Consider the following 23,562-nt stretch of genomic DNA (forward strand, 5'->3'; position numbering starts at 1 on the left):
AAAGGAATCTCTATGAAAATGATCACGCTTACAAAATCATGCACCACGGCAAAAAGTGTATTCGCCAAAGCGCTATTGGCATCTTCACTCTTAGCTTTATCCGCACCAATGGTATCTGCACAGGCCGCTCAAGAAGCAGTTATAAATGTCCAAGGAGTAGGGGCGGTAGAAGTGACACCAAACGCTTACTCAGTAACACTCGTCGTTGAAGAAGAAGGTAACACAGTAGGTAAACTGAACAGTCAGCTTGATTCGGACCTGCGCTCCATTGTTAAGTTCTTGCTAAATCAAGGTATAGAAGAAAAACATATTCAGAGTATGCAGGTACGCTTACAACCTCGTTATATCAATACGCCTCAAGGCCGTCAGCAAGAGGGTTTTACGTTGTCACGAGATATCACCGTTACATCTACTGACCTTGAAACATACGATAAAGTGCTTGATGGCGTACTGAAACGTGGTGTTGATCGTATTCAACAATTTAATTTTATATCAGTTGGCGAGGGTGATGCTTACCAAAAAGCATTGATTGCGGCTGTTAGAGACGCAAAGCATCGTGCACAGTTATTAGCAAAAGAATTAGAGATTGAAGTAGGTGAAGTTGTTGCAATCTCAGAATCTGGTGGCAATATGCCGATTCCAGTAATGCGCGCAGAAGCTTTTGCCAAGGACATGTCTATGTCTTTACCTGGTCAGGAGAAAATAGAAGCGCGTATTAGTGTGTCTTTTAACATTGTTCAATAGCAGGAAATTCGTTTGAAAGAACAACAGTACAGCCAGTTAATCGCTCAAGCTAAAAGCTTAGTTAGTGGCGAGCGCGATCTCATCGCAAATATGGCCAACATTAGTGCGCTTCTTTTTAATAACCTTGAAGAGGTGAATTGGGCAGGCTTTTATCTTTTTAAAGAGGATCAACTTGTTCTTGGCCCATTTCAAGGACAACCCGCTTGTATTCGCATACCACTAGGAAAAGGCGTTTGCGGAACGAGTGCAAGTACCAGAACCGTTCAACGCATCGCAGATGTGCATCAATTTGAAGGGCATATTGCATGTGATGCTGCGTCAAATTCTGAGATTGTTGTTCCGCTAGTAATTAACGATTCACTTGTTGGTGTACTCGATATCGACAGCCCTGTTTTTGAGCGCTTTACTGAAGAAGACGAAAAAGGGCTTGTTGAAATTGCTAAAATTCTTATGGATTCGCAGAAATAATTATGAAATCCAGTGTTGATATTCACGTCGTTTTATCCACGTTCGAAGATATGGAAGACTTTCACGATGACCCAGATGAGGCATCTGAACGTTTAAATTTTATCTTGCACGCCGTTTACGACAACGCGGAAGAAGATATTGAAACACAGCGTTTAGAGCAAATTTTGCACTACGCATGGGAGTCTTGGCAACAAGATAAGCATTTATTAGAAATAGATGACGACGAATTGCTCGATTGGGTTGACCACACGCTGGCAACTTGGGATGATGCAAGTAACGATGAAATCTCCTGAATAATTTAGAAAGTTAATGGAATCACCAGAGAAGTTTAATAACAGTAAGGAAGTAATAGCTTTCCTTGCAGAGACCTTTCCGAAGTGCTTTAGCATTGAAGGCGAGGCCCGCCCACTTAAGATCGGTATTTTTCAAGATCTTGCAGCACGTTTAGAAGAAGAGGAACGGGTTAGCAAAACCCTTCTTCGTTCTACACTACGTCATTACACCAACAGTTGGCGCTATCTCCATAGCATCAAAGAAGGTGCACATCGAGTTGACCTAGATGGTGTTGAAGGCGATGCAATTGAAAAAGAACACGCTGATCATGCGCAGCAGCAGTTAGAGGAAAGCAAAGCAAAAGCGGCTGAAAAGCGCAAAGCCAAGCTAGCTCAACAACCTAAGCGAAAAGATAAACGTCAATTTAATCGTCCAAAAGGTGAAAAATCTGCAAATTCGGACCATGCTGATAGTAAGCGCGGAACTAAACCGAAAAATAACAGACCAAACAGTACACCACCTGCAAAATTGACAGATAGCGATTTACAACAAGGTACTCAAGTTACCGTTAAGCTGGGTAAAGCACCTATGCCAGCAGTAATTACCGAAGTTGCTAAAGATGGCATTCACGTTCAGTTAGACTCAGGCATGGTAGTTAAAGTAAACGCAGACGCTTTACGTTTGGCACGCTCCAAGAGGTCGTAAAATATGAGAGACATCCTTCGAATTTCCATCGCCAGTGCTTTTCTTACCGTTGGGGTAGGAGCAGGCGCAGTTACGTCAACACCTGAGGTAGACGAGCTTCCTATTTTACAACAGGAATCTCAACACAGTGTTGCAGCTAAGCGAGTAAGCGCGCTTTTTACCAGGGCGCATTACAAGGAAATATCGTTGGATGATGCACTCTCGGCCAGAGTTTATCAGCGGTTTATCGATTCGTTAGATCACAATAAACAGGTATTACTGTTGTCAGATGTGGTTAGTTTTGAAAAATACCGCACGCTATTTGATGACGCTCTGAGCAAAGGCAATCTTTCTGTTGCCTACGATATGTACAATGTAAGTGCGAAGCGTCGAATTGAACGTTACGAGTTTGCACTTGCACTGTTAGAAAAGGGCCCCTTTGATTTTGAAAAAGAAGGCGACAAGTTCTTTTATGACAGAGAAGACGCCGAATGGCCTACCAGCAAAGCTGAGTTAGATGAAATTTGGCGTCAGCGTGTGAAGTACGACGCGTTGAACCTTATTCTTGCTGACAAAACGTGGGAAGAAGCAAAAGAACTTCTCACTAAACGCTACACGCGAGCGATAAAACGCACTAAGCAAGCGAAAAGCGAAGACGTTTTTCAAACCGCAATGAATGCGTTTGCTCGTACAATAGAAGCCCACACAAGCTATTTATCTCCGCGCAATGCTGAACGGTTCCAAATGGACATGAACTTGTCCTTTGAAGGGATTGGAGCAGTACTTCAAAGTGAAGATGACTACACTGTGATTAAGAGCGTTGTTCCTGGTGGCCCTGCTGACGAGTCAGGTGCCATTAAACCAGAAGATAAAATTGTTGGTGTAGCGCAAGACGACGATGAGTTCGTTGATGTGATTGGCTGGCGTTTAGACGAAGTGGTTGAACTTATAAAAGGCCCGAAAGGGAGCACGGTTCGTCTACAGGTTGAAAAGGGCGCGAGTGATTCAAAGACGACTTCAGTGGTTAGCTTAACACGCGATAAGATTAAGTTAGAGGACCGCGCAGCGAAATCGGAAGTATATGTTCCAGAAACTGGCCCTCACGCGGGTGAACCTCTAGGTGTTATCACTATTCCAAGCTTTTACAACAACCTCAGTATGGATGTTGCTAAAGAAATAGAGAGCTTAAAAGCGCAAAATGTCAAAGGCGTTATCGTAGACTTACGCGGTAATGGCGGTGGTTCATTAACTGAAGCGACCTTGTTAACAGGCTTGTTTATCGAAAAAGGTCCTGTGGTTCAAATTCGATACGGTCAAAGCAAAGTTAGCGTTAACCGTGATACAGACGGCGAAGTGGCTTATGATGGCCCGTTAACCGTATTGGTTGATAGATATAGCGCGTCTGCATCAGAAATCTTTGCGGCAGCGATGCAAGACTATAACCGCGCACTTATTGTTGGCGAGCAGACGTTTGGTAAAGGAACCGTCCAGCAACACCGCGGTTTAGGTAAAATTTACGACCTTTATGATAACCCGCTGGGCAGTGTTCAATTCACGATTGCCAAGTTCTATCGTATCGATGGCGGCAGCACTCAGCACAAAGGGGTAATTCCAGATATTCTTTATCCCTCAGCAGTAGAACCGGCTGAGTGGGGAGAAAGCCAAGCTGAAAATGCATTACCTTGGGATAGTATTAACCGTGCTAACTATACAACATTCGCAGATGGTACCGCTGCACTTGATGTGTTAACAGCAAAACACAACAAGCGTATTTTGCAAGACCCTGAGTTTTCTTATATTCAAGACGACATAAAAGAGTATAAGGAAAACAAGGATAAAAACTTCATTTCTCTAGTGAAGTCTGTTCGTGAAGCCGAGAAGAAAGAGGCAGAAGAGAAATCACTTGCCCGTGCTAACGAACGTTTACAGCGAATGGGCATGGAAACTGTCACAACATTGGACGACCTACCTGAAGATATGGAAGAATTAGATCCATTCTTGGATGAGGCAGCCAACATTACATTCGACATGATCGAAACAGGCCGTTACGCTATCACAAGAAACTAAGTGATTAGAAAAAAGGGCTGGTCTAGGGCCAGCCCTTTTTTTGTGTCTATAAATTATTAAAACAATAATAAAGGGAAATAACATGGCTATCAGAGGCGAATTTTCCTCTCGAATAGGGTTCGTGCTAGCAGCGGCAGGCTCAGCAGTAGGACTAGGTAATATTTGGGGCTTTCCTACAAAGGTAGCAAGTAATGGCGGTGCAGCATTTGTTCTCGTTTATTTACTTCTCGCTTTTGTTCTCGCTTATCCCGTACTTATGGCAGAACTCATCATTGGACGTAGTTCACGTTCAAATATGGTTGACGCATTAGGTAAAATATCAGGCAATTTCATCGGAAGGCTAACGGGTATCTGGGGCTGCGTTACCGTATCACTTATCCTTGCGTTTTACGCTATTGTGGGTGGGTGGATGTTAGTTTATTTTGCCGATGCTGCTGTTAGCATGGTTGGATTAACGAGCGCTAGCGATTGGCTACTTACCTCTTCGGTTACGCGTAATGTAATTTTTTGCTTCTTATTCATGGCGTTAACCGCATTTATCGTTGTTGGTGGCGTAAAGTCTGGTATTGAGAAGTGGTCAGTACGCCTGATGCCCACATTAGTTATTCTCATTCTTGCATTGATTGTTTATGTAAGCCTACAGCCGGGTGCTGTCGAAGGATGGTCCGCTTACTTGGTTCCTGACTTTTCCCGCGTTCTAGACCCAGACTTGTTAATCAACGCCATGGGACAAGCATTTTTCTCAATGTCGCTAGGTGTGGGTACCATGCTGGTTTATGGCTCATACCTGAGTAAAAATGAAAACCTACCTAGCATTGGTGCATCGGTAGCGCTTGTCGATATCGGTGTTGCGGTGATAGCAGGTATGCTTATCATTCCGGCCATGTATGTTGCGCTAAACAATGGCGTTGAAATATTCACACCAGAAGGTGCGTTAATTCAGGGTGACACGCTGATTTTTAAAGTACTACCAGCACTGTTTGACACCATTGGAACAGTAGGACTTTTCGTTGCCTTCACGTTTTTCGCTTTAATGGCAATTGCGGCAGTCACGTCTTCAATTTCAATGTTAGAAGTGCCAGTTGCGTTCATGGTAGAAAGTAAGGGGCTTCAGCGCCAACCAGCTGTGCTGTTGATGGCGTCAGTTATCTTTATATTGAGCTGTATTATTATTTTTAATTTTGAAGCTTTGTTCGGCTTTGTTATCGCATTAACTACCGAGTATAGCCAACCGTTGCTAGGACTCGCCTTGTGTATTTTCGCGGGTTGGGTGTGGCGCAGAGATGCAATACTTGATGAACTTAAACAAGGGGACGAGTTTGCTGAACACAGCATTTTCTGGAAAATTTGGCCTTGGTACGTACGCTTTGTGTGTCCTGTTATCATTGCGCTTATGTTCTATCGCTCAGTTTTCTAACGCACTCTGGTAAAAACAGACAGCTCGCTTAACGCGTTACAAATACAATAATAAGGTTTTAAAAAACGACAATGACGAATAAAGACATAAAAACGCCGTCACTTCTCGATGCAATGCTACCTATTCTTGCGTTAGTCATAATGATGGGAAGCGCAGTTTATTTGTTTGCCGATAATTCTTCATACGGGCCAAACCAAATTGCACTGCTTTTAGCCATGGGGTTAGCTGCAATCATTGGAATGAAAAACGGCTATAGCTGGAAAACTATCGAAAAGGGCATAGTTGACGGTATCTCAATGTCTCTGGGGGCCTGCTTAATATTATTAGCAGTTGGCTCTTTGATTGGTACATGGATGCTTGCAGGTACCGTGCCTACGCTTATCTATTTTGGTTTAGAGTTACTAAATCCTTCGTTTTTCTATGCAGCCGCTTGCTTGATTTGTGCAGTGGTCGCCATGAGTATTGGTAGTTCTTGGACCACTGCGGCTACCGTGGGTGTTGCGTTAATGGGCGTTTCTGCAGGCATGGAAATGTCTGCCGCTATAACAGCCGGCGCAGTAGTTTCTGGTGCGTACTTTGGCGATAAAATCTCGCCTTTATCTGAAACCACAAACTTAGCACCTGCCGTTGCCGGTACTGATTTATTTGAACACATTCGTTATATGCTTTGGACGACTATTCCAAGCTTTGTTATTGCGCTTATTCTATTTACGGTACTTGGCTTTAGTGAAGTGGGTGAAGCCAAGGCGGAACGTATTGAGCAGATGCAGCTTCTGTTAAATGACTCTTTTGACTTGGGTTGGCATTTACTTATTCCTCTTGTCGTTTTGCTTACCTTAGCAATTAAAAAGATGCCTGCGTTTCCAGCGGTTTTTATCGGCGCTCTGTTAGGTGGCATTTGGGCAGTAGTATTCCAATGGGATGTGGTCACGTCTATGGCAAGTAGCGAGGACACAGCAAGCGTGGGAGCGCTTAAAGTGGTATGGACTGCATTATTTGATGGCGTAAGTTTTTCAACACCTGACGAGAATCTAAATAGCTTACTATCTCGTGGCGGTATGTCATCAATGCTAAATACCATTTGGTTGATAATCTGTGCTATGTCATTCGGTGCGGTATTAGAGCGTGTAGGCCTGTTAAAGCGCGCAGTTTCAGCCATATTAATTGGTGCAAAGTCTGCAGGGGATATGGTGAGCCGTACTATTCTGACTTGTTTTGGTACTAACCTGGTTACTGCAGATCAGTACATTTCAATCGTAATGCCAGGCCGTATGTACAAAGAAGAATTCAAAAAACGCGGCTTAGACCAGTTAAACCTTTCTCGTAGCCTTGAAGACGGCGGTACATTAACGTCACCCTTGATTCCATGGAACACATGTGGTGCTTACATGCACAGTGTTTTATTAGTTAATCCATTTGATTACGTTTTCTATGCATTCTTTAACGTTATCAACCCGATCCTTGCTGTTGTTTATGCGTACTTAGGTATTAAGATTTTACGTATTACGCCACCACATGTTGAAGTAAACAGCAAAGGTACGGTTTAACACAACGTTCCAATTAAACCCACGTAGGCTTTCTTTTAGGAGGATCTATGTCAGTTCAAGCTAAACGTCGGGCGGATTACCAGCCGCCCGCTTTTTCAATAGCGACAGTTGACCTACACATAACGCTACACCCGACGCAAACCAAAGTTATTAGCACGTTATCCGTCACTCGAAGCGGCGCGCATATTAACCCTTTAGTTCTCGATGGCGATAATTTATCTCTAGATTCCATTTCTATTAACGGTACGCCTTTATCTGATAATGAATACACGGTAACAGATAGCGCTTTAAGTGTGGTTACTGAACTTGATGAGTTCGTCTTAGAGATTACCAATACCATTGCCCCCGAACAGAACAAGGCGCTGGAAGGCTTGTATTTGTCTGGCGGTGCCTATTGCACACAGTGCGAAGCTGAAGGATTTCGTCGCATAACGTACTTCATGGACCGCCCGGATATTTTATCGGTCTACACAGTGACGGTTGTTGCCGACAAATCAGTACCAATGCTTTTAGCCAATGGCAACCCAGTGGACAAGGGCGAAGTAAACGAGAATACTCATTTTGTTAAATGGCACGATCCGCATCCGAAACCTTGCTACCTTTTTGCTTTAGTTGCCGGTGACTTCGATTTACTTACTGATAGCTACACCACCACTAGCGGTAAAGAGGTTGCGCTAGAACTTTATGTTGATAAAGGCAAAAAGTCTCAAGGTGTCTTCGCATTAGAATCGCTCAAGCGGGCGATGAAGTGGGACGAAGATGTGTTCGGTTTAGAGTACGACTTAGATATTTACATGATTGTTGCCGTCGATTTCTTCAATATGGGAGCGATGGAAAACAAAGGCTTAAACGTTTTTAACAGTAAGTTTGTTCTAGCCGATCAGAAAAGTGCCACCGACGATGACTTTTTCAATGTGGAATCGGTTATCGCACATGAGTATTTTCACAATTGGACTGGTAACCGGGTTACTTGTCGCGATTGGTTTCAGTTAAGCCTTAAAGAGGGGCTTACTGTATTCAGAGACCAACAGTTCAGCGCTGATATGACTTCGGCGTTAAGTAACCGTATAAAGCACGTTCGTGTTATGCGGGAACACCAGTTTGCAGAAGATGCGAGTGCAATGAGTCACCCAATTCGCCCAGAAGAAGTCATCGAAATGAACAACTTCTACACGGTGACGGTTTATGACAAAGGCGCTGAAGTTATTCGCATGTTCCACACATTACTGGGGCCAGATGGCTTTAGACGTGGTATGGACGAGTACTTTAGAAGACACGACGGTCAGGCTGTCACCTGTGATGACTTCATTTCAGCAATGCAGTCTGCTACTGATTTAGATTTAACCCAGTTTACCCGCTGGTATAGTCAATCTGGTACGCCAGTGATTTCTGTCGCACACAGCACTGAGGTCGATGATGATGGCATTGTTAAGCATAGCTTTACATTGTCACAGCACACGCCTGCAACCTCCGATCAGAAAGAAAAGCTTCCTCTATATATTCCTGTAAATATCGAGATTATTGATGATGAAGGGAATAGCTACACAGATAAAGAGTCGCTCATTAAAAACGGCATGGTCATTTTAAAAGATGACTCTATGCGTTTTACTGTAGAGGCCAAAACTACTCGCTTAACACCTGTAGTATTGGGCAACTTCTCTGCGCCAGCGAAAGTTGAAAACCCTTTGGGAACAGATGCGCTTCTTACCATATTTAAACATGCCAACGATCCATTTAATCGCTGGGATGCGATGCAAACGCTGTATGACCGCTGTGTAAAGCAATTAGAGGAATCCCCGGGTTCAGCGATCAGCAATGACATTTGGAGTGGTATTAAACAAGCTATTGCCCAAGAGAAGAATAACCTTGAATTATTAGGTGAGTGTTTAGTTATTCCTTCATTTGAGACCTTGTGCCAAAGCCGAAGCAACATAAAGGTTTCTGCACTCTCAAAAGCTAGAAAAGCGTTTTGCAACCAGTTTGCACGTGCCTTAGAGAAAGAATTGTTAGATATTTTCAATCGCATAGAACAAAAAGCTTATAGCTATACACAGTCCGCCATCAACGAACGACGCTGCAAAAACGTCGTGCTTGCACACTTGGCTCGGTTACCGCAGCATGAGCACAAAGTTGTTTCTCAGTTTGACTCCGCTGACAATATGACAGATACCTTAGGCGCACTAAGAAGTGCTCAACACTGCAGCAACAGCACCTTCGATAGCTTAATGGCTCAATTTGAAGCAACGTGGAATCATGACCCGCTTGTATTGGACAAGTGGTTTGCACTTCACGCTACGCAAAATAGGGACGATATCTTTGCAACTATCACTATGTTGTGTGAGCACCCGCAGTTTGCAATGAGTAACCCAAATCGCGTTCGATCGGTAATTGGCAGTTTCGCTTTCTACAATAGTGAAAGATTCCACGCAGTGGATGGCAGCGGCTATAAGTTCGTCACCGATTACTTACTTAAATTAGATGCGGTCAACCCTCAAGTTGCAGCTCGCATTGTAACTCCATTAACCCAATGGCAGGGATATGCAAGCGAACACCAAGTTCACATGAAACAGCAACTTGGTCGGTTACTTAACCACAAAGGATTAAGTAAGGATCTATTTGAGAAAGTAAGTAAAAGCCTTGCTTATGACAAGCATTAGTCAGAGCGACTCGGTTTTTTATTTTTCAATACAAGCACCTTACAAGCAGTGTGAGGTGCTTTACGTTGCGACTATGCCAGATGTGGTGATGGTGAGTGAATCAGGACTAAGCGTTCAGGTACCAACTAACCGGCTTAGGCAGTTTGTTACGTCTGATGGTATCAAAGGGCGTTTTAGAATGATTGTCGACGCCAATAAAAAAATTAAATCTTTTGAAAGGCTCGCGTAGGGCCTTTTCTTTTTTTACATCATTCGCGCGTTGAGTCGAACTGTTCATATTCTTGCAACGAAACTTAGTCAACGTTGGACAACCCACCCCCCTAGAAATAACAAGAATTGGTAATTACTGCTAATTCTCAATAAATTTGTTCAAATTCTCTGCAAGTTTATAAATGCCTTTTATACTCACAATAAAGCAATAACTATTTGATACGACTAATGTTGTAAATTTTGTTAACTGGTAGGATTAGTTCTTGCGGTTATGGCAAAATGATGTAATGATTTTGTTAATCGTTATGGTTGGTCATGATGTCACGTATTAAGTCACATCGACTTGGGAGTATAAAAATATGAAAAACGGGCCTAGCGCTTTTAAGATATCACCAGTAGCAGCGGGAGTTCTCTCTCTGCTAGGTGCTGCTGCAGTACCAGCACACGCTGCAAATTGGCAAGTGGGTGATGTAAGTATTTCTTTAGATTCTACATTTACACTGGCTACAAGTATTCGAACAGAGGCAAGAGATTACGACCTTATAGGTAACAGTAACCATCCTCAGTTCGATTGGAGTGGTTATCACGCAGCTTTCAATCCTTTATACCCAAGTGGCGATGTGTGGGGGTTAGCAGATGGTGCGTACTCAACAAACGGCGACCTTGGTAACCTTGCGCACGATCCAGGTGACGCGTTCGCAACACAAGTTTCAGGCACACACGAATTAGATATTAACTTCGGCGACTATGGTTTCTTCGCTCGTGGTTTTTGGTTCTACGACTTTGAGCAAATGGATGGTGATCGTCCGTACTCTAATCCGATTACCGGTAATCAATATGATTTGTGCCAAGATCCGGAAGCAGAAGATTTGCTTTGTACTGACGTTCGTTTGTACGATGCGTTCTTTTATGGTGATTGGTGGATTGGTGATAAGCCGCTTACCCTTCGCGTAGGTCGCCAGGTTATCAGCTGGGGTGAAAGCACCTTTATCCAACACGGTATTAACACAACCAACCCGGTTGACGTTACCCGTGCACGTGCTCCAGGCGCTGAGCTAAAAGAAGTATTTCTACCGGTAGGTATGGTTTATGCGTCTTTGGGCTTAACAGATACGGTAAGTATTTCAGGTTATTATCAGTATGAATGGCAGCGCAGCTGGCTACCTGTGTCAGGTAGTTACTTCGCCGGCAACGACTTTGCAGGTGAGGGCGGTCAGCGCCAAAATATCCAGCTAGGTTTCAGCGGAAACCCTGACATTGACCTTGACCATCTATTGACTGCTTTAAATGGCTACGGTGATTTGTTGCGTTCAGGCGCAGATTCTGCGGCTATATCTCAGGCTTATTTGGCTTATCCAACCAAGGTTGCTATACGCGGTTTCTCTGACGAAGCGCACAATGATGCAGACGATCAGGGTCAATACGGCTTACGCTTAACCTGGTTCGCTGAAGAACTGAATGAAACAGAGTTCAGTTTCTATCACATTAACTACCATAGTCAGCGTCCGCTTATTTCTGGTAAAACATCAGACTTCACTGCTGAAGGCATTGGCGCAGACTTGGCGTTCCTCGCAACGAATACGGTCACTCGTGACAATATTACTGAATTAGGTGCCTTTACACAGTCTGAGTTCTACTACCCAGAAGACATTAAACTTTATGGTATGAGCTTCAACACTAACATCGGTACTACAGCGCTTGCAGGCGAATTTGCTTATCGCGTAGACGAGCCACTTCAAATCGACGATGTTGAATTGCTTTACATGGGTATGCCTGAACAGCTTGCTAATGCTGGACTACGCCCTGATTTAGAAGGTATTTCACAGCTGAATAACATTGGCCGTGCTGTAGGTCCAGGTGAAACAGCAGAAGGTTTCCTTTTCTCTGATACATGGCAGATGCAGTTCACTGCGTCACACGTATTCGGTCCTAAGTTTGGTTCTGACAACTTTGTGCTGCTTGGTGAAGTAGGTTACGTTAACGTTGTTGACATGCCAGACCCTGACGTTATCCGTCTAAACGCACCAGGCACTGCTCGTACACCGTCACTTGAACCGCTTAACGGCAATACTCGTGAGGGTTTACATCAAGCATTATCTGACGGGCCAGAAACTAATCCGTTTGCAACAGACGATGCATGGGGTTATCGCTTGTTAGCTGTTGCTGATTACAACTCAATTTTCGCCGGTATGAACCTTCGCGTTCGCGGTACTTTCTCGCATGACGTTGAAGGCACTACACCGGATCCATTATTTCTTTTCACAGAAGATGTTAAGTCTGCTGCACTATCTTTCACGTTCGACTATTTAAGCAAATGGTCTGCAACGGCGTCTTACAGTGCATTCTGGGGTGGTATTGGTACAACCAACGCGCTATCTGACAGAGACTTCATTTCATTTAACATCAAATACGCAATCTAAGAGTGGTTTTTATGATTAGAAAAGTAGGAATTATCGCTGCAGCCTTGTCACTAGCTCTGTCTGGTGCAAGCGCGATGGCAAAAGTGTCTGAAGCAGACGCAAACAAACTGGGTAATGATTTAACCCCATTAGGTGCAGAAAAAGCAGGCAATGCAGACGGCAGTATTCCGGCGTGGACAGGCGGTATTACTGCTGCTCCGTCTGGTTATACGGTAGGCGACCATCACCCTGACCCTTTTCCGGAAGACAAGGTGTTGTTTGAGATAACGGCAAAGAACTACAAGGAATATTCAGAGTTCCTATCAGAAGGTCAAAAGAAACTTTTTGAAGCGTACCCTGAAACATTCCGTATGCCGGTTTATCCAACCCGTCGTTCTGCGTCAAATCCACAGGCCATATACGATGCTACAAAGGTAAACGCAACGCGTGCTGAGCTTCTAGACGACGGTAATGGTATTAAAGGCGCCGTTTTAGGTATTCCATTCCCAATTCCACAAAACGGTCTTGAAGCAATTTGGAACCACATTCTTCGCTATCGTGGTGAAGCGGTGCAACGTAACGGCGGACAGGCAGCGGTTACTACCGGTGGTGACTATAACGTAATTGGTTTCGACGAACAGTTGTTAATCAAGTACGCTGAAGAAGGTGCTACGCCCGAAAAGCTTACAGACGAAAACATCTTGTTCATGTTTAAACAAAAAGTGACAAAACCTGCACGTTTGGCGGGAACGGCTTTGTTGGTTCATGAAACTGTAGATCAGGTAAAAGAGCCGCGTAAAGCGTGGACTTACAACACCGGTCAACGTCGTGTGCGTTTAGCGCCAAATATTGCATATGACACGCCGGGAACTGCAGCCGATGGCCTGCGTACCACTGACGATTTTGATATGTTTAATGGTTCTCCAAATCGTTATAACTGGAAACTCGTAGGTAAGCAGGAAATGTTTGTTGCTTACAACAACTATGCGCTTCATTCAGATAACGCCTCATACGAGGATATTTTGAAGCCAAATCACGTTAACCCTGACCTGACTCGTTGGGAAAAGCACCGTGTTTGGGTAGTCGAAGCAACGCTTAAGGAAGGGTTCCGTCATATTTATCAAAAACGCGTATTCTTTATTGACGAAGATAGCTGGCAAATTCAAGTTGCTGATATGTATGATAATCGTGGCGAACTATACCGCGTTGGTGTAGCTTATGGTGTGAACTACTACGAAGTTCCAACTCAGTGGTCTACGCTTGACGCGTACTACGACTTAAACTCTCGACGTTACCTAGCCATCGGCTTAGACAACGAAGAAGAAATGTACGACTTCACCGTACGCCCTCGAGACGTGGAATTCACGCCTCAAGCGTTACGACGAGAAGGTATGCGCTAATCGCCTTACACAACAAACGGTTGGCATATGCCAACCGTTTTTGTATACAGACAATTATAAATAGGGGGAATGGTTAATTATGAAAAAAACCATTGTAGCGTGCATTGCCGCCACTTTCGCAGTTAGTTACTCTTCAACTGCACTCGCCGAAGAAGCATTCATGGCACCGTTGGTTGAGCAATCGGTTCTTTTGGACATAGACGCTAATTCATTTGTCGTTATTGTCGGTGAACGCGGTCACGTTTTAGTATCAGAGGATGGCAAAAGCTTTCATCAAAAGCTCGTGCCTACTCAATCGACGCTTACTGCAACTACAGTTGTAGGCGAAAATATTTGGGCAGTGGGTCACGATGCTGTCATTCTTCATTCTTCAGATAAGGGCGAAAGCTGGGAGATTCAAAACTATCAGCCTGACCTTCAGCGCCCCTTCTTAGATGTACTTTTCTTTGACGAAAAACAGGGGATAGCAACGGGCGCCTATGGCCTGTTTTACCGTACTCTAGACGGCGGAAAAACGTGGTCTGCAGAACGTCACGCCAGTCTTCTTGACCCGATGGATCAAGAGTACCTTGAAGAAATTCGCAAGGAAGACGAAGACTTTTACCAGCAAGAGCTAGAGTCTATTTTACCTCACTTAAATCGCGTTACCCTTGACGGTGATACGCTTTATATGGCTGGTGAAGCGGGTTTGTTAGCTAAAAGCACCAACATGGGAGAGTCTTGGGAGCGTTACTATGTCGACTATACGGGGTCATTTTTCGATATAAAACCGTTAGACGAAAACACGGTGTTAGCGGTGGGACTTCGCGGCAACATATTCGTGAATAGAAATCAAGGTGAATGGGAATACGTTCAAACTTGTTCAACCAGTACACTTAATTCAATTCTAATTGGGTCAGAGTCAAAAGTTTACGCTTTAGGAAATAACGGTATGATGGTAAGTGCTCAGCGTCCACTTCCTACCAGTATGCGTGACCCTTACGCCAACCCTTCAGATTGCCAAGTTGACGAAGGCATCAAGGTTTCTCAGATAAAAGATAAAGCAGCGCTTTTAAATGCCGCACAATTTAATGGTACAAGCATTGCTGTTTCCGCCAACGGCGTTAAAACGTTGAATTTAAAATAGGGCAGTATAAAAACAATGACCCATTTTCTTGAAAAATTAGTGTTTGGAAACCGTAAAATCGTGGTGGCACTGTTTGCTATCGCAACGGTATTTCTAGGTTACCAAGCCTCACAAATGCGCTTAGACGCAGGTTTTGAAAAAAACATTCCGCTTAATCACGAATACATGAAAACCTATATTGAGCACCGCCAAGATTTTGGTGGGGCCAATAATATTCTGGTATCTGTTTGTGACAAGAATGACAACATTTACAATCAAAACTTCTTCGACACATTGAAAAATGTTCACGACCAGCTTTTCTTTATTAATGGCGTGAACCGTTCATTAGTTATTTCTCTTTTCTCTCCATCAACGCGTTTTACAGAAATCGTTGAAGGCGGTTTTGCTGGCGGTCCAGTAATCCCGGCAGACTTTAATTCGTCCAGCCCTGAAGCACTGGAATTAGTGGCTGCAAACGTAGAAAAAGCAAATATTGTAGGGCGACAAGTTTCTAGTGATTACAGCTGTGCTATGGTAACTGCACAGTTGCTAGATATTGACCCACAAACAGGCGAGCCGCTTAATACACTCGCTTTAGCTGCAGAGCTAGAAGAGCAGCTTCGCGGTCAGTATGAAAACGAAAATACGTCTATCCATATTATCGGTTTTGCGAAGATGATTGGCGATGTAGCCGACGGAGCTAAAGACGTACTGTTATTCTTTGCCATCGCAATCGCGATCACTGCGGTGATGGTGTACTTCTTCTCACGCAGCATCATGCTGACCTTATTGCCATTGGTTTGTTCAATTATTGCTGTTATCTGGCAGCTTGGGCTTTTGACTTCAATTGGCTTTGGCATGGACCCTATGTCAATTCTAGTACCGTTTTTGGTGTTCGCGATTGGAGTTAGCCACGGCGTGCAAATGATTAACGCTGTAGAAAAGCAGGCAGTAACAGGTATTGGTGCAAAACGAGCCTCTATGGCGGCCTTCAGAAACCTACTCGTACCGGGCGGAATTGCTCTGTTATCGGATACCGTGGGTTTCATGACGTTGCTGGTTATCGATATCGGCATTATTCGCGAGTTAGCGATAACGGCAAGTATGGGTGTTGCTGTAATTATTCTTACTAACCTTTTGCTGCTACCTGTTTTGATGAGCTTCTTAAAGCTGGATCAGAAATATGTTGAAAAATTTGCGGGTAAAGAAAACGCAAACTCTAAATTCTGGGAAGTGATTGCGGCATGTTCGCGTAAAAAGCCAGCAGCATTAATCTTAACTGTTACTGCTATTTTGTTTGTACTTGGGCACTTCCAAGCGCAAAACATGAAAATAGGGGATTTACATGCTGGTGCACCAGCTCTTCATGAGACATCCCGCTACAATCAGGATACTTTCCTGATAACAGACAAGTACGAGGTTACAGTAGACTACATCTCAATTCTGGTTGAAACCACGCCAGAGGCCTGTACATCCCATAGCGTGATGAAAGCCATGGATGATTTCCAGTGGAAAATGGAAAACGTAAAAGGTGTGCAATCTGCCGTATCGCTGGCTTCTGTGGCTAAAATCGTAAACGCAGGTTACAACGAAGGTAACGTCAAATGGCAGGTACTACCTCGTAATCAGCAGACGTTAGTACAGGCTATTTCTCGCGTGCCAACGTCATCGGGTTTACTAAACGGTGATTGTTCTGTTATGCCAATCATCCTCTTTATGGAAGACCATAAAGCGGAAACCATATCTCGTGTAGTTGATGCGGTAAAAGCCTATCGCGATGAATATCAAACCGACGATATGAAGTTTAGCCTTGCTTCTGGTCCTGTTGGCGTAATGGCTGCAACCAACGAAGCGGTTAGTGCAGCACAAGATCCTATGATGCTTTATGTGTTTGGCGCTGTTATTGCGCTGTGTCTAATAAGCTTCCGTTCTATTCGTGCCACGTTAGTCGTTGTAATACCGCTATATGTAGTGTCTGTATTGGCTCAAGCGCTAATGACATACCTTCAAATTGGCCTCACCGTTTCTACATTACCAGTTATCGCACTTGGCGTGGGTATCGGAGTGGACTATGGTATTTATATCCTTTCTACTAAAAGCTTAATGCTGAAGAAAGGGGCCACCGTACAGGAAGCATATTTCGCTGCGTTAAAAGAGCGCGGAAGTGCAGTACTGTTCACCGGCATAACGCTAGCGATAGGCGTAAGTACTTGGGTGTTCTCTTCACTTAAGTTCCAAATGGATATGGGAATATTGCTAACGTTTATGTTCGTTGTGAACATGCTCGGCGCAATAATTGTACTGCCTGCCTTGGCTAGGTTCCTGTGGTGGAACAAGAATGACCCTGATGCATAAAATATTTTTGCATAGCTACGCATAAAAAAGGGCCGTTTGGCCCTTTTTTTTGGGTGTTTTCTGCATAGTTATCTATGCTGTTAATATAAGGTTAAAAATGGGCTTTCATTAGCGTCATTTATTAGAGAAAATAGTTAGGTACTCGGCACTTATACCAAGTTCAATTGGTATTATGACATTCAAAAAAGGTTAACAAATGACAGTCACCTCACAGCGACACTCAGTACTGCTAGACAATGTATTTGCACTTATTGACAAAAAAGTAGATACCAAGCAGAAGTCTCTTGTGCAGCAATTCGGACGTCTGTTGTATAAAAACATATCAAGCGATGACCTAGAAAATCGCAACGACAGCGACCTTTATGGTGCAACATTAAGTTTATGGAATGGTTTAGCAAAGTTTGAACACGCATCGCCATATATACGCGTATTTAATCCGGAAATTGCTAAACATGGGTGGCACTCTAGCCACACCATCGTAGAAATTATCGTATCAGACATGCCGTTCTTGGTTGACTCTGTTCGAATGCTGCTTAACCGGTTAAACATTACCGCACACCTATTTCTTCATAGCCCAATTGGCATTAAACGAGACGGTGGAAACAAAGTTGAAGCTTTCGCCGAGCCAGGACAAACTCTTGAAGGTGCAAAAAAAGAGACTGTCATTTTCATCGAAATTGATACCCAGACATCGAAGAAGGATATCGACGCGTTAACTAAAGAGCTTTTCTCGGTGGTTGATGAAGTCTCTTTGGCGGTTAAAGACTGGCAAGATATGACCAATACCTTGCAAGACGTTATCAAAAGCAATGCAAAATATAACTGGCCTGTGTCTGCAGATGCAAAGAAACAGACCAAGGCATACCTAGAATGGTTAGGCGATCACAACTTTACCATGATGGGATATCGCTATTATGACGTTAAGGCAATTGAAGGGGACCACAGATGGATCCCAAGAAATGACACCAGCTTAGGCCTTCTCAAAAACTCAGTGAACGACCGCGAGCGCTTGTTATCACGCTTACCTGCGTCGGCAAGAGCTGAAGCATTAAGTAAAAACCCGTTAATTTTAACCAAGACCAACTCGCGGGCGCGGGTACATCGGCCAGCATACATGGATTATGTTGGTGTAAAGGTCTTCAATAAAGACGGCCAAGTTATCGGTGAGCATCGCTTCTTAGGCTTATATTCAGCATCGTTTTATAACAATAGCGTTACTCAGCTGCCAATTTTGCGCGAAAAGATTAAGCGTATTTGTGAGTTATCTGGCTTTGAACCTGGCACACACGCTTATAAAGCGTTCGCAAACATTATTGAAACCTATCCACGTGACGAATTGCTACAAACGCCAGCGGAAGAACTTGCGCAAATTGTAATGGGTATATTCCAAATGCAAGAGCGCGGCATTTCACGTTTGTTTATCCGCAAAGATACATTTGGTCGGTTCTTCTCTTGCATGGTGTTCGTTCCTAGAGAGCGTTACAACACTCAACTACGTAAAGAAACACAAGCGCTGCTTAAAGCGTCATTAGGTGCCACTGAAGAAGTGGAATTTACCACGTTCTTCTCAGAGTCGGTGTATGCCCGTACGCATTACATTGCAAGAGTCAACGACAACAACGCGGAATTCGATGTGAAGGAAATAGAGCAAAACATTATTGAGTTGACCAAAACCTGGAATGACAGACTAGCATCAGCTATTTCAGCTGCACACGGTGAAGCATCTGGCAAAGCACTTGAGCGTAAGTACAACAATGCGTTTTCTCGTAGCTACATGGAGCATAACCTTCCATCAGCAGCGCTAGTTGATATTGGTAAGCTAGAGATGCTTGACGACAGCCACACGCTGGATATGTTGTTCTATCGTCCGCAAGAAGAAGACGCTGACAGCCAGGTTGTTAAACTAAAGCTTTTCCACCGCGCTGAACCTATTCATTTGTCTGACGTGTTACCTATGCTTGAGAACTTTGGGTTACGCGTAATCGACGAAAGCCCTTATAAAATCACGTGTTCCGAAGGTGAGCGTAACTGGGTGATGGACTTCTCCATGTTACATAAAAGTGGCCAACACTTTGACATGGAAAACGCACAAATTCTCTTCCAGGATGCTTTTGCAAAGGTATGGTACAAAACCTTAGAAGATGACGCATTTAACCGTCTTATCCTAGGCGCAAACATGACCGGTCGAAAAGTGACCATCTTACGCGCTTATGCCAAATATATGCGTCAAACAGGCAGCTCGTTCAGTCGCGACTACATTGCGAATACGCTTTCTAATTATCCAGATATCGCACGTTTGCTGGTTGATTTCTTTGACCAACGCTTTAACCCTAAGAAAAAGCGTAATCAGAAAAAAGAAGAAGCTATTTTAGAAACCATAAAAGCGCAACTAGACAACGTAAGTAATCTAGATGACGACCGTATTATCCGTCGTTACTTGGATATGATGTCAGCGACATTGCGTACAAACTTCTATCAACCAGACGATGCAGGCAATGAAAAGTCTTACGTATCATTCAAGATGATGCCTGAACTTATTCCTGAAATGCCGCTACCGCTACCTAAATTTGAAATTTTTGTATATAGCCCTCGCGTTGAATGTGTGCATTTACGTGGTGGCAAAGTTGCCCGTGGTGGTCTGCGTTGGTCTGACCGTCAGGAAGACTTTAGAACAGAAGTACTTGGCTTGGTGAAAGCGCAGCAAGTTAAGAATACGGTAATTGTTCCTGTTGGTGCAAAAGGCGGTTTTGTATGTAAAAACTTACCAGTCGGTGAGGGGCGTGCAGCGATTCAAGCTGAAGGTCAAGCGTGTTACCGCACCTTTATTACAAGCTTGTTAGACATTACTGACAACATCGTAAATGGCGAAATTGTTCCACCGAAAGATGTGGTTCGCCTGGACGATGACGACCCATATTTGGTTGTTGCCGCTGACAAGGGCACTGCGACCTTCTCTGACATTGCCAACGGCATTGCAGAAGAATTCGGCTTCTGGCTGGGCGATGCATTTGCCTCTGGCGGTAGTATTGGTTACGACCATAAGAAAATGGGTATTACTGCGCGCGGCGGTTGGGAATCAGTTAAGCGCCACTTTAGAGAAATTGGTATTGACTGTCAGACCACTGACTTCACCGCTGTGGGTGTGGGCGATATGGCTGGCGACGTATTTGGTAACGGTATGCTGCTTTCAAAGCACACACGCTTAATTGCGGCATTTAACCACTTACACATTTTCTTTGACCCAAGCCCTGATGCAGCAGCAAGTTATAAAGAGCGTCAGCGTTTATTTGAAAACCCAAGCCTAAGTTGGGAAGACTACGACAGTAAATTAATTTCTAAAGGCGGCGGTGTATTCAGCCGTGCCTCTAAGTCCATTAAGCTTACGCCTGAAATGAAGAAGTGGTTGGGTACACGTCAACTTACTATGACGCCTAACGAGCTTATTCATAATATATTGAAAATGCCTGTCGACTTACTGTGGAACGGCGGTATTGGTACCTATATCAAGAGTAAGAAAGAATCTCACTCTGAAGTGGGCGATCGTGCGAATGATGATTTACGGGTTAATGGCCGCGACGTTCAGGCTAAAATCGTGGGCGAGGGTGGTAACCTAGGTTTAACCCAATTAGGCCGTATCGAATACGCCTCTAATGGCGGTCGCGTTAATACCGACTTCATCGATAACGTTGGCGGTGTTGATTGCTCAGATAACGAAGTTAACATTAAAATCTTACTTAATAGTCTGGTCAACGACGGCGAGCTAACGCTCAAACAGCGCAATAAGCTGTTGTATGATATGACCGATGATGTAAGCCGAATCGTACTTAAAGATTGTTACCGTCAAACTCAGTCTATCTCTATTACCGAGTTAGCTGGCGTGAAGCAACTTAAAGAACAGCTTCGCTTTATTCACGGTCTTGAGCGCGAGGGGCAGTTAAACCGTGAGCTTGAGTTTATTCCAAGTGACGATGAGATTTCTGATCGCGTTGCAACTGACCAAGGCCTTACACGTCCTGAACTTAGCGTGCTGATTGCCTATGGAAAAATGGTGCTTAAAGACGCGCTTAATATTCCAGAAATTACTGACAACCCTTACCATGGCAAGCTGTTAGTAGAAGCATTCCCTAAAGTGCTGCGCGAAAAGTTTGCCTCACACATGCAGCAGCACCCGCTTAGAAGCGAAATAATCGCCACTAAATTGACCAACAATATGGTTAACGATATGGGTCTGAACTTCGTGTTCAGAATGCAAGAAGAGACAGGGGCAAGTGTTAGCGAAATTGCCGACGCCTATGCGATTGTGCACGGTATTTTCAATATGAAAACGCTGTGGGAGCGTATAGAGGAACTAGACAACGTTATCCCAGCAAAGCTTCAGCTAAAAATGCTTGATGAAGCGCGCAGAATTATGCGTCGTGCTTCACGCTGGTATATTCGTCACGGCAATAAGGCGCAATCTATTGAAGAAGCGATTGCTAGCTATCGCGGCACATTCGATATTTTATCGAAAAACTTACAGCATTATCTTGTTGAAAGTGAATACGCGCAGCTAGAAGCCGCAACGCAGAAATATATCGATAAGGGTGTACCTCAAGATATTGCGTATCAAGTTGCGAGCTTCTCAAATATGTTCTCTAGCTTCGACTTAGCGCAAATTGTAGAAGCCGACAAACACGACACTGACGTGGTGGCTAAGCTTTATTATCAGTTAGGTTCTCGCTTAGAGCTTCACTGGTTCTTGGACCAAATAAACAACCAAGCAGTAAGCAACCATTGGCAAGCGTTGGCACGAGCCTCGTATCGTGAAGAGCTGGATTGGCAGCAGCGTTCAATCGCAGCGAATCTGTTAGCTTCTCGTGAAGATGTAAGCAACGCAGACCAAATTTTAGATGAGTGGATTGAGAGTAACCAGATACTACTTAAACGCTGGTATCACATGATGTCAGAGTTTAAGACCAGTACAACACACGAATTTGCGAAATTTTCTGTCGCTTTACGTGAATTGATGCTTTTAAGCGTGAAGTCTAACCATTAGAATACACGCACCTTAATGATTTAAGCCCTGTTAATCAGGGCTTTTTATTGGCTGCTTGAACATTAGCGTAGAGTTTTACAGCGTTTTTATTGAATATAAGACCTGTACAATGTCTTTTACGGTAACGTTCAATAGGCCCTTAATAAGCGAGCGTTAAATACAGCCATGCAATCTCTAGTGCAAAAACTCTTACTTCAGTGTGAACCTGAAAAAAGTCACGATTTCACCATTAACTGGTTAAACAAGACCCAACATACACCGCTGAAATGGATGTACAGCACGCCTACGCTTAAAAAGCCTGTTACTGTCGCAGGGATGACTTTTGACAATCCTGTGGGGTTAGCCGCGGGACTCGATAAGAACGGCGATTGTATTGATGCGTTTTCAAGCATGGGGTTTGGCTTCGTGGAAATTGGTACGGTAACACCTCGTCCGCAGCCAGGTAATCCCAAACCTCGTTTATTTAGAATACCTGAAAAACACGCCATTATTAATCGCATGGGATTTAATAATAAAGGTGTTGATCATCTTGTCGAGCAAGTAAAAAAAGCCCAGTTTAAAGGGCCCATTGGCATTAACATTGGTAAAAACAAAGATACCGAAGAAGCAAATGCACTCGACGATTATCTAATTTGCTTAAATAAGGTTTATCCTTACGCTAGCTATGTCACTATCAATATCTCATCACCGAACACTCCTGGGCTGCGAAACCTGCAGTACGGTGAAGCGCTTGATAAGTTATTAGTAGGCTTAAAAGCCGCACAAGAAACACTTACGCAAACACACGGAAAATACGTACCGCTGTTTATTAAAATAGCGCCCGATTTAAGTGATGTTGAAATTGAAAGCATTGCGGCATCGTTAATCAACAGCAAGATGGATGGTGTAATAGCAACTAACACAACGCTTTCGCGTGACGCTGTAGCGGGGCTTCAGCACGCTGAAGAAATGGGCGGATTAAGTGGTTCTGTGATGACGGATATGAGCTTGGAAGTAACCCGAAAGCTTAATAAAGCGCTAGACCGCGCTATTCCGATTATCGGCGTTGGCGGCATTGATTCACCAGAAGCGGCACAAGCCCGTTTAGACGCTGGCGCGTCTTTGGTGCAGGTCTACTCGGCTTTTATTTATCAAGGCCCATCTCTCGTTAAACGCATTGTAAACGCGTTATAATACACCCGAAACCAATCTCCCGTGTACG

Annotated in this window: 15 protein-coding genes; all 15 read left to right on the plus strand. The window is 44.0% G+C overall.

Going from position 1 to position 23,562, the window contains the following annotated elements:
• The first annotated feature begins 12 nt into the window (after positions 1 to 12).
• The 15 genes from E5672_RS07025 (at position 13) to pyrD (ending at position 23,534) form a co-directional block, all read left to right on the plus strand.
• Positions 13 to 744 carry an SIMPL domain-containing protein gene (locus E5672_RS07025; protein ID WP_136781547.1) on the plus strand — a complete coding sequence of 244 codons (732 nt, stop codon included), beginning with the start codon at positions 13 to 15 and terminating at the stop codon, positions 742 to 744.
• 12 nt (positions 745 to 756) lie between these two features.
• Complete coding sequence (locus E5672_RS07030) at positions 757 to 1,212, plus strand: GAF domain-containing protein (protein WP_136781548.1); 456 nt, start codon at positions 757 to 759, stop codon at positions 1,210 to 1,212.
• A gap of 2 nt (positions 1,213 to 1,214) precedes the next feature.
• The gene (locus E5672_RS07035; protein WP_118494789.1) at positions 1,215 to 1,505 is read left to right on the plus strand and encodes a hypothetical protein; all 291 of its coding nucleotides are present in this window, start codon (positions 1,215 to 1,217) and stop codon (positions 1,503 to 1,505) included.
• A 16-nt stretch (positions 1,506 to 1,521) separates the two neighbouring features.
• Positions 1,522 to 2,190, plus strand: a complete 669-nt coding sequence (gene proQ / locus E5672_RS07040; protein WP_136781549.1) for an RNA chaperone ProQ — start codon at positions 1,522 to 1,524, stop codon at positions 2,188 to 2,190.
• Positions 2,191 to 2,193: 3 nt separating this feature from the next.
• Positions 2,194 to 4,236 carry a carboxy terminal-processing peptidase gene (prc, locus tag E5672_RS07045; protein WP_136781550.1) on the plus strand — a complete coding sequence of 681 codons (2,043 nt, stop codon included), beginning with the start codon at positions 2,194 to 2,196 and terminating at the stop codon, positions 4,234 to 4,236.
• An 82-nt stretch (positions 4,237 to 4,318) separates the two neighbouring features.
• Positions 4,319 to 5,653 carry a sodium-dependent transporter gene (locus E5672_RS07050; RefSeq protein WP_136781551.1) on the plus strand — a complete coding sequence of 445 codons (1,335 nt, stop codon included), beginning with the start codon at positions 4,319 to 4,321 and terminating at the stop codon, positions 5,651 to 5,653.
• A gap of 71 nt (positions 5,654 to 5,724) precedes the next feature.
• Complete coding sequence (gene nhaC, locus E5672_RS07055; protein WP_136781552.1) at positions 5,725 to 7,200, plus strand: Na+/H+ antiporter NhaC; 1,476 nt, start codon at positions 5,725 to 5,727, stop codon at positions 7,198 to 7,200.
• Between the two features lie 47 nt (positions 7,201 to 7,247).
• A complete protein-coding gene (pepN, locus tag E5672_RS07060) occupies positions 7,248 to 9,857 on the plus strand; it encodes an aminopeptidase N (protein ID WP_136781553.1) in 2,610 nt (869 codons plus the stop codon).
• On the plus strand, positions 9,844 to 10,086 hold the full coding sequence (locus E5672_RS07065) for a DUF2835 family protein (RefSeq protein WP_136781554.1): 243 nt from the start codon (positions 9,844 to 9,846) through the stop codon (positions 10,084 to 10,086). The genes pepN and E5672_RS07065 overlap by 14 nt, the downstream gene beginning before the upstream one ends.
• A 340-nt stretch (positions 10,087 to 10,426) precedes the next feature.
• Positions 10,427 to 12,487 (plus strand): DUF1302 domain-containing protein, encoded by a 2,061-nt coding sequence (locus E5672_RS07070; RefSeq protein WP_136781555.1) that lies wholly within the window; start codon positions 10,427 to 10,429, stop codon positions 12,485 to 12,487.
• An 11-nt stretch (positions 12,488 to 12,498) separates the two neighbouring features.
• Positions 12,499 to 13,866, plus strand: coding sequence for a DUF1329 domain-containing protein (locus tag E5672_RS07075; protein ID WP_136781556.1), 1,368 nt, complete (start codon positions 12,499 to 12,501; stop codon positions 13,864 to 13,866).
• 79 nt (positions 13,867 to 13,945) lie between these two features.
• Entirely contained in the window at positions 13,946 to 14,992 is a 1,047-nt protein-coding gene (locus E5672_RS07080; protein ID WP_136781557.1) for a WD40/YVTN/BNR-like repeat-containing protein, read from the plus strand.
• A 15-nt stretch (positions 14,993 to 15,007) separates the two neighbouring features.
• Entirely contained in the window at positions 15,008 to 17,326 is a 2,319-nt protein-coding gene (locus tag E5672_RS07085) for an efflux RND transporter permease subunit (protein WP_136781558.1), read from the plus strand.
• Between the two features lie 196 nt (positions 17,327 to 17,522).
• Complete coding sequence (locus E5672_RS07090; RefSeq protein WP_136781559.1) at positions 17,523 to 22,361, plus strand: NAD-glutamate dehydrogenase; 4,839 nt, start codon at positions 17,523 to 17,525, stop codon at positions 22,359 to 22,361.
• A gap of 165 nt (positions 22,362 to 22,526) precedes the next feature.
• Positions 22,527 to 23,534 carry a quinone-dependent dihydroorotate dehydrogenase gene (gene pyrD / locus E5672_RS07095; RefSeq protein WP_136781560.1) on the plus strand — a complete coding sequence of 336 codons (1,008 nt, stop codon included), beginning with the start codon at positions 22,527 to 22,529 and terminating at the stop codon, positions 23,532 to 23,534.
• Positions 23,535 to 23,562: the final 28 nt, after the last annotated feature.

The organism is Alteromonas portus (assembly GCF_005117025.1).
GTDB lineage: Bacteria > Pseudomonadota > Gammaproteobacteria > Enterobacterales > Alteromonadaceae > Alteromonas > Alteromonas portus.

What these genes read in the sequence shown, in the direction of transcription:
- E5672_RS07085 (WP_136781558.1), top strand. Translation starts at nt 15,008, where the DNA reads ATGACCCATTTTCTTGAAAAATTAGTGTTTGGAAACCGTAAAATCGTG.
- E5672_RS07025 (WP_136781547.1), top strand. Translation starts at nt 13, where the DNA reads ATGAAAATGATCACGCTTACAAAATCATGCACCACGGCAAAAAGTGTA.
- prc (WP_136781550.1), top strand. Translation starts at nt 2,194, where the DNA reads ATGAGAGACATCCTTCGAATTTCCATCGCCAGTGCTTTTCTTACCGTT.
- proQ (WP_136781549.1), top strand. Translation starts at nt 1,522, where the DNA reads ATGGAATCACCAGAGAAGTTTAATAACAGTAAGGAAGTAATAGCTTTC.
- pyrD (WP_136781560.1), top strand. Translation starts at nt 22,527, where the DNA reads ATGCAATCTCTAGTGCAAAAACTCTTACTTCAGTGTGAACCTGAAAAA.
- E5672_RS07065 (WP_136781554.1), top strand. Translation starts at nt 9,844, where the DNA reads ATGACAAGCATTAGTCAGAGCGACTCGGTTTTTTATTTTTCAATACAA.
- E5672_RS07080 (WP_136781557.1), top strand. Translation starts at nt 13,946, where the DNA reads ATGAAAAAAACCATTGTAGCGTGCATTGCCGCCACTTTCGCAGTTAGT.
- E5672_RS07090 (WP_136781559.1), top strand. Translation starts at nt 17,523, where the DNA reads ATGACAGTCACCTCACAGCGACACTCAGTACTGCTAGACAATGTATTT.
- E5672_RS07075 (WP_136781556.1), top strand. Translation starts at nt 12,499, where the DNA reads ATGATTAGAAAAGTAGGAATTATCGCTGCAGCCTTGTCACTAGCTCTG.
- E5672_RS07035 (WP_118494789.1), top strand. Translation starts at nt 1,215, where the DNA reads ATGAAATCCAGTGTTGATATTCACGTCGTTTTATCCACGTTCGAAGAT.
- E5672_RS07050 (WP_136781551.1), top strand. Translation starts at nt 4,319, where the DNA reads ATGGCTATCAGAGGCGAATTTTCCTCTCGAATAGGGTTCGTGCTAGCA.
- pepN (WP_136781553.1), top strand. Translation starts at nt 7,248, where the DNA reads ATGTCAGTTCAAGCTAAACGTCGGGCGGATTACCAGCCGCCCGCTTTT.
- E5672_RS07070 (WP_136781555.1), top strand. Translation starts at nt 10,427, where the DNA reads ATGAAAAACGGGCCTAGCGCTTTTAAGATATCACCAGTAGCAGCGGGA.
- nhaC (WP_136781552.1), top strand. Translation starts at nt 5,725, where the DNA reads ATGACGAATAAAGACATAAAAACGCCGTCACTTCTCGATGCAATGCTA.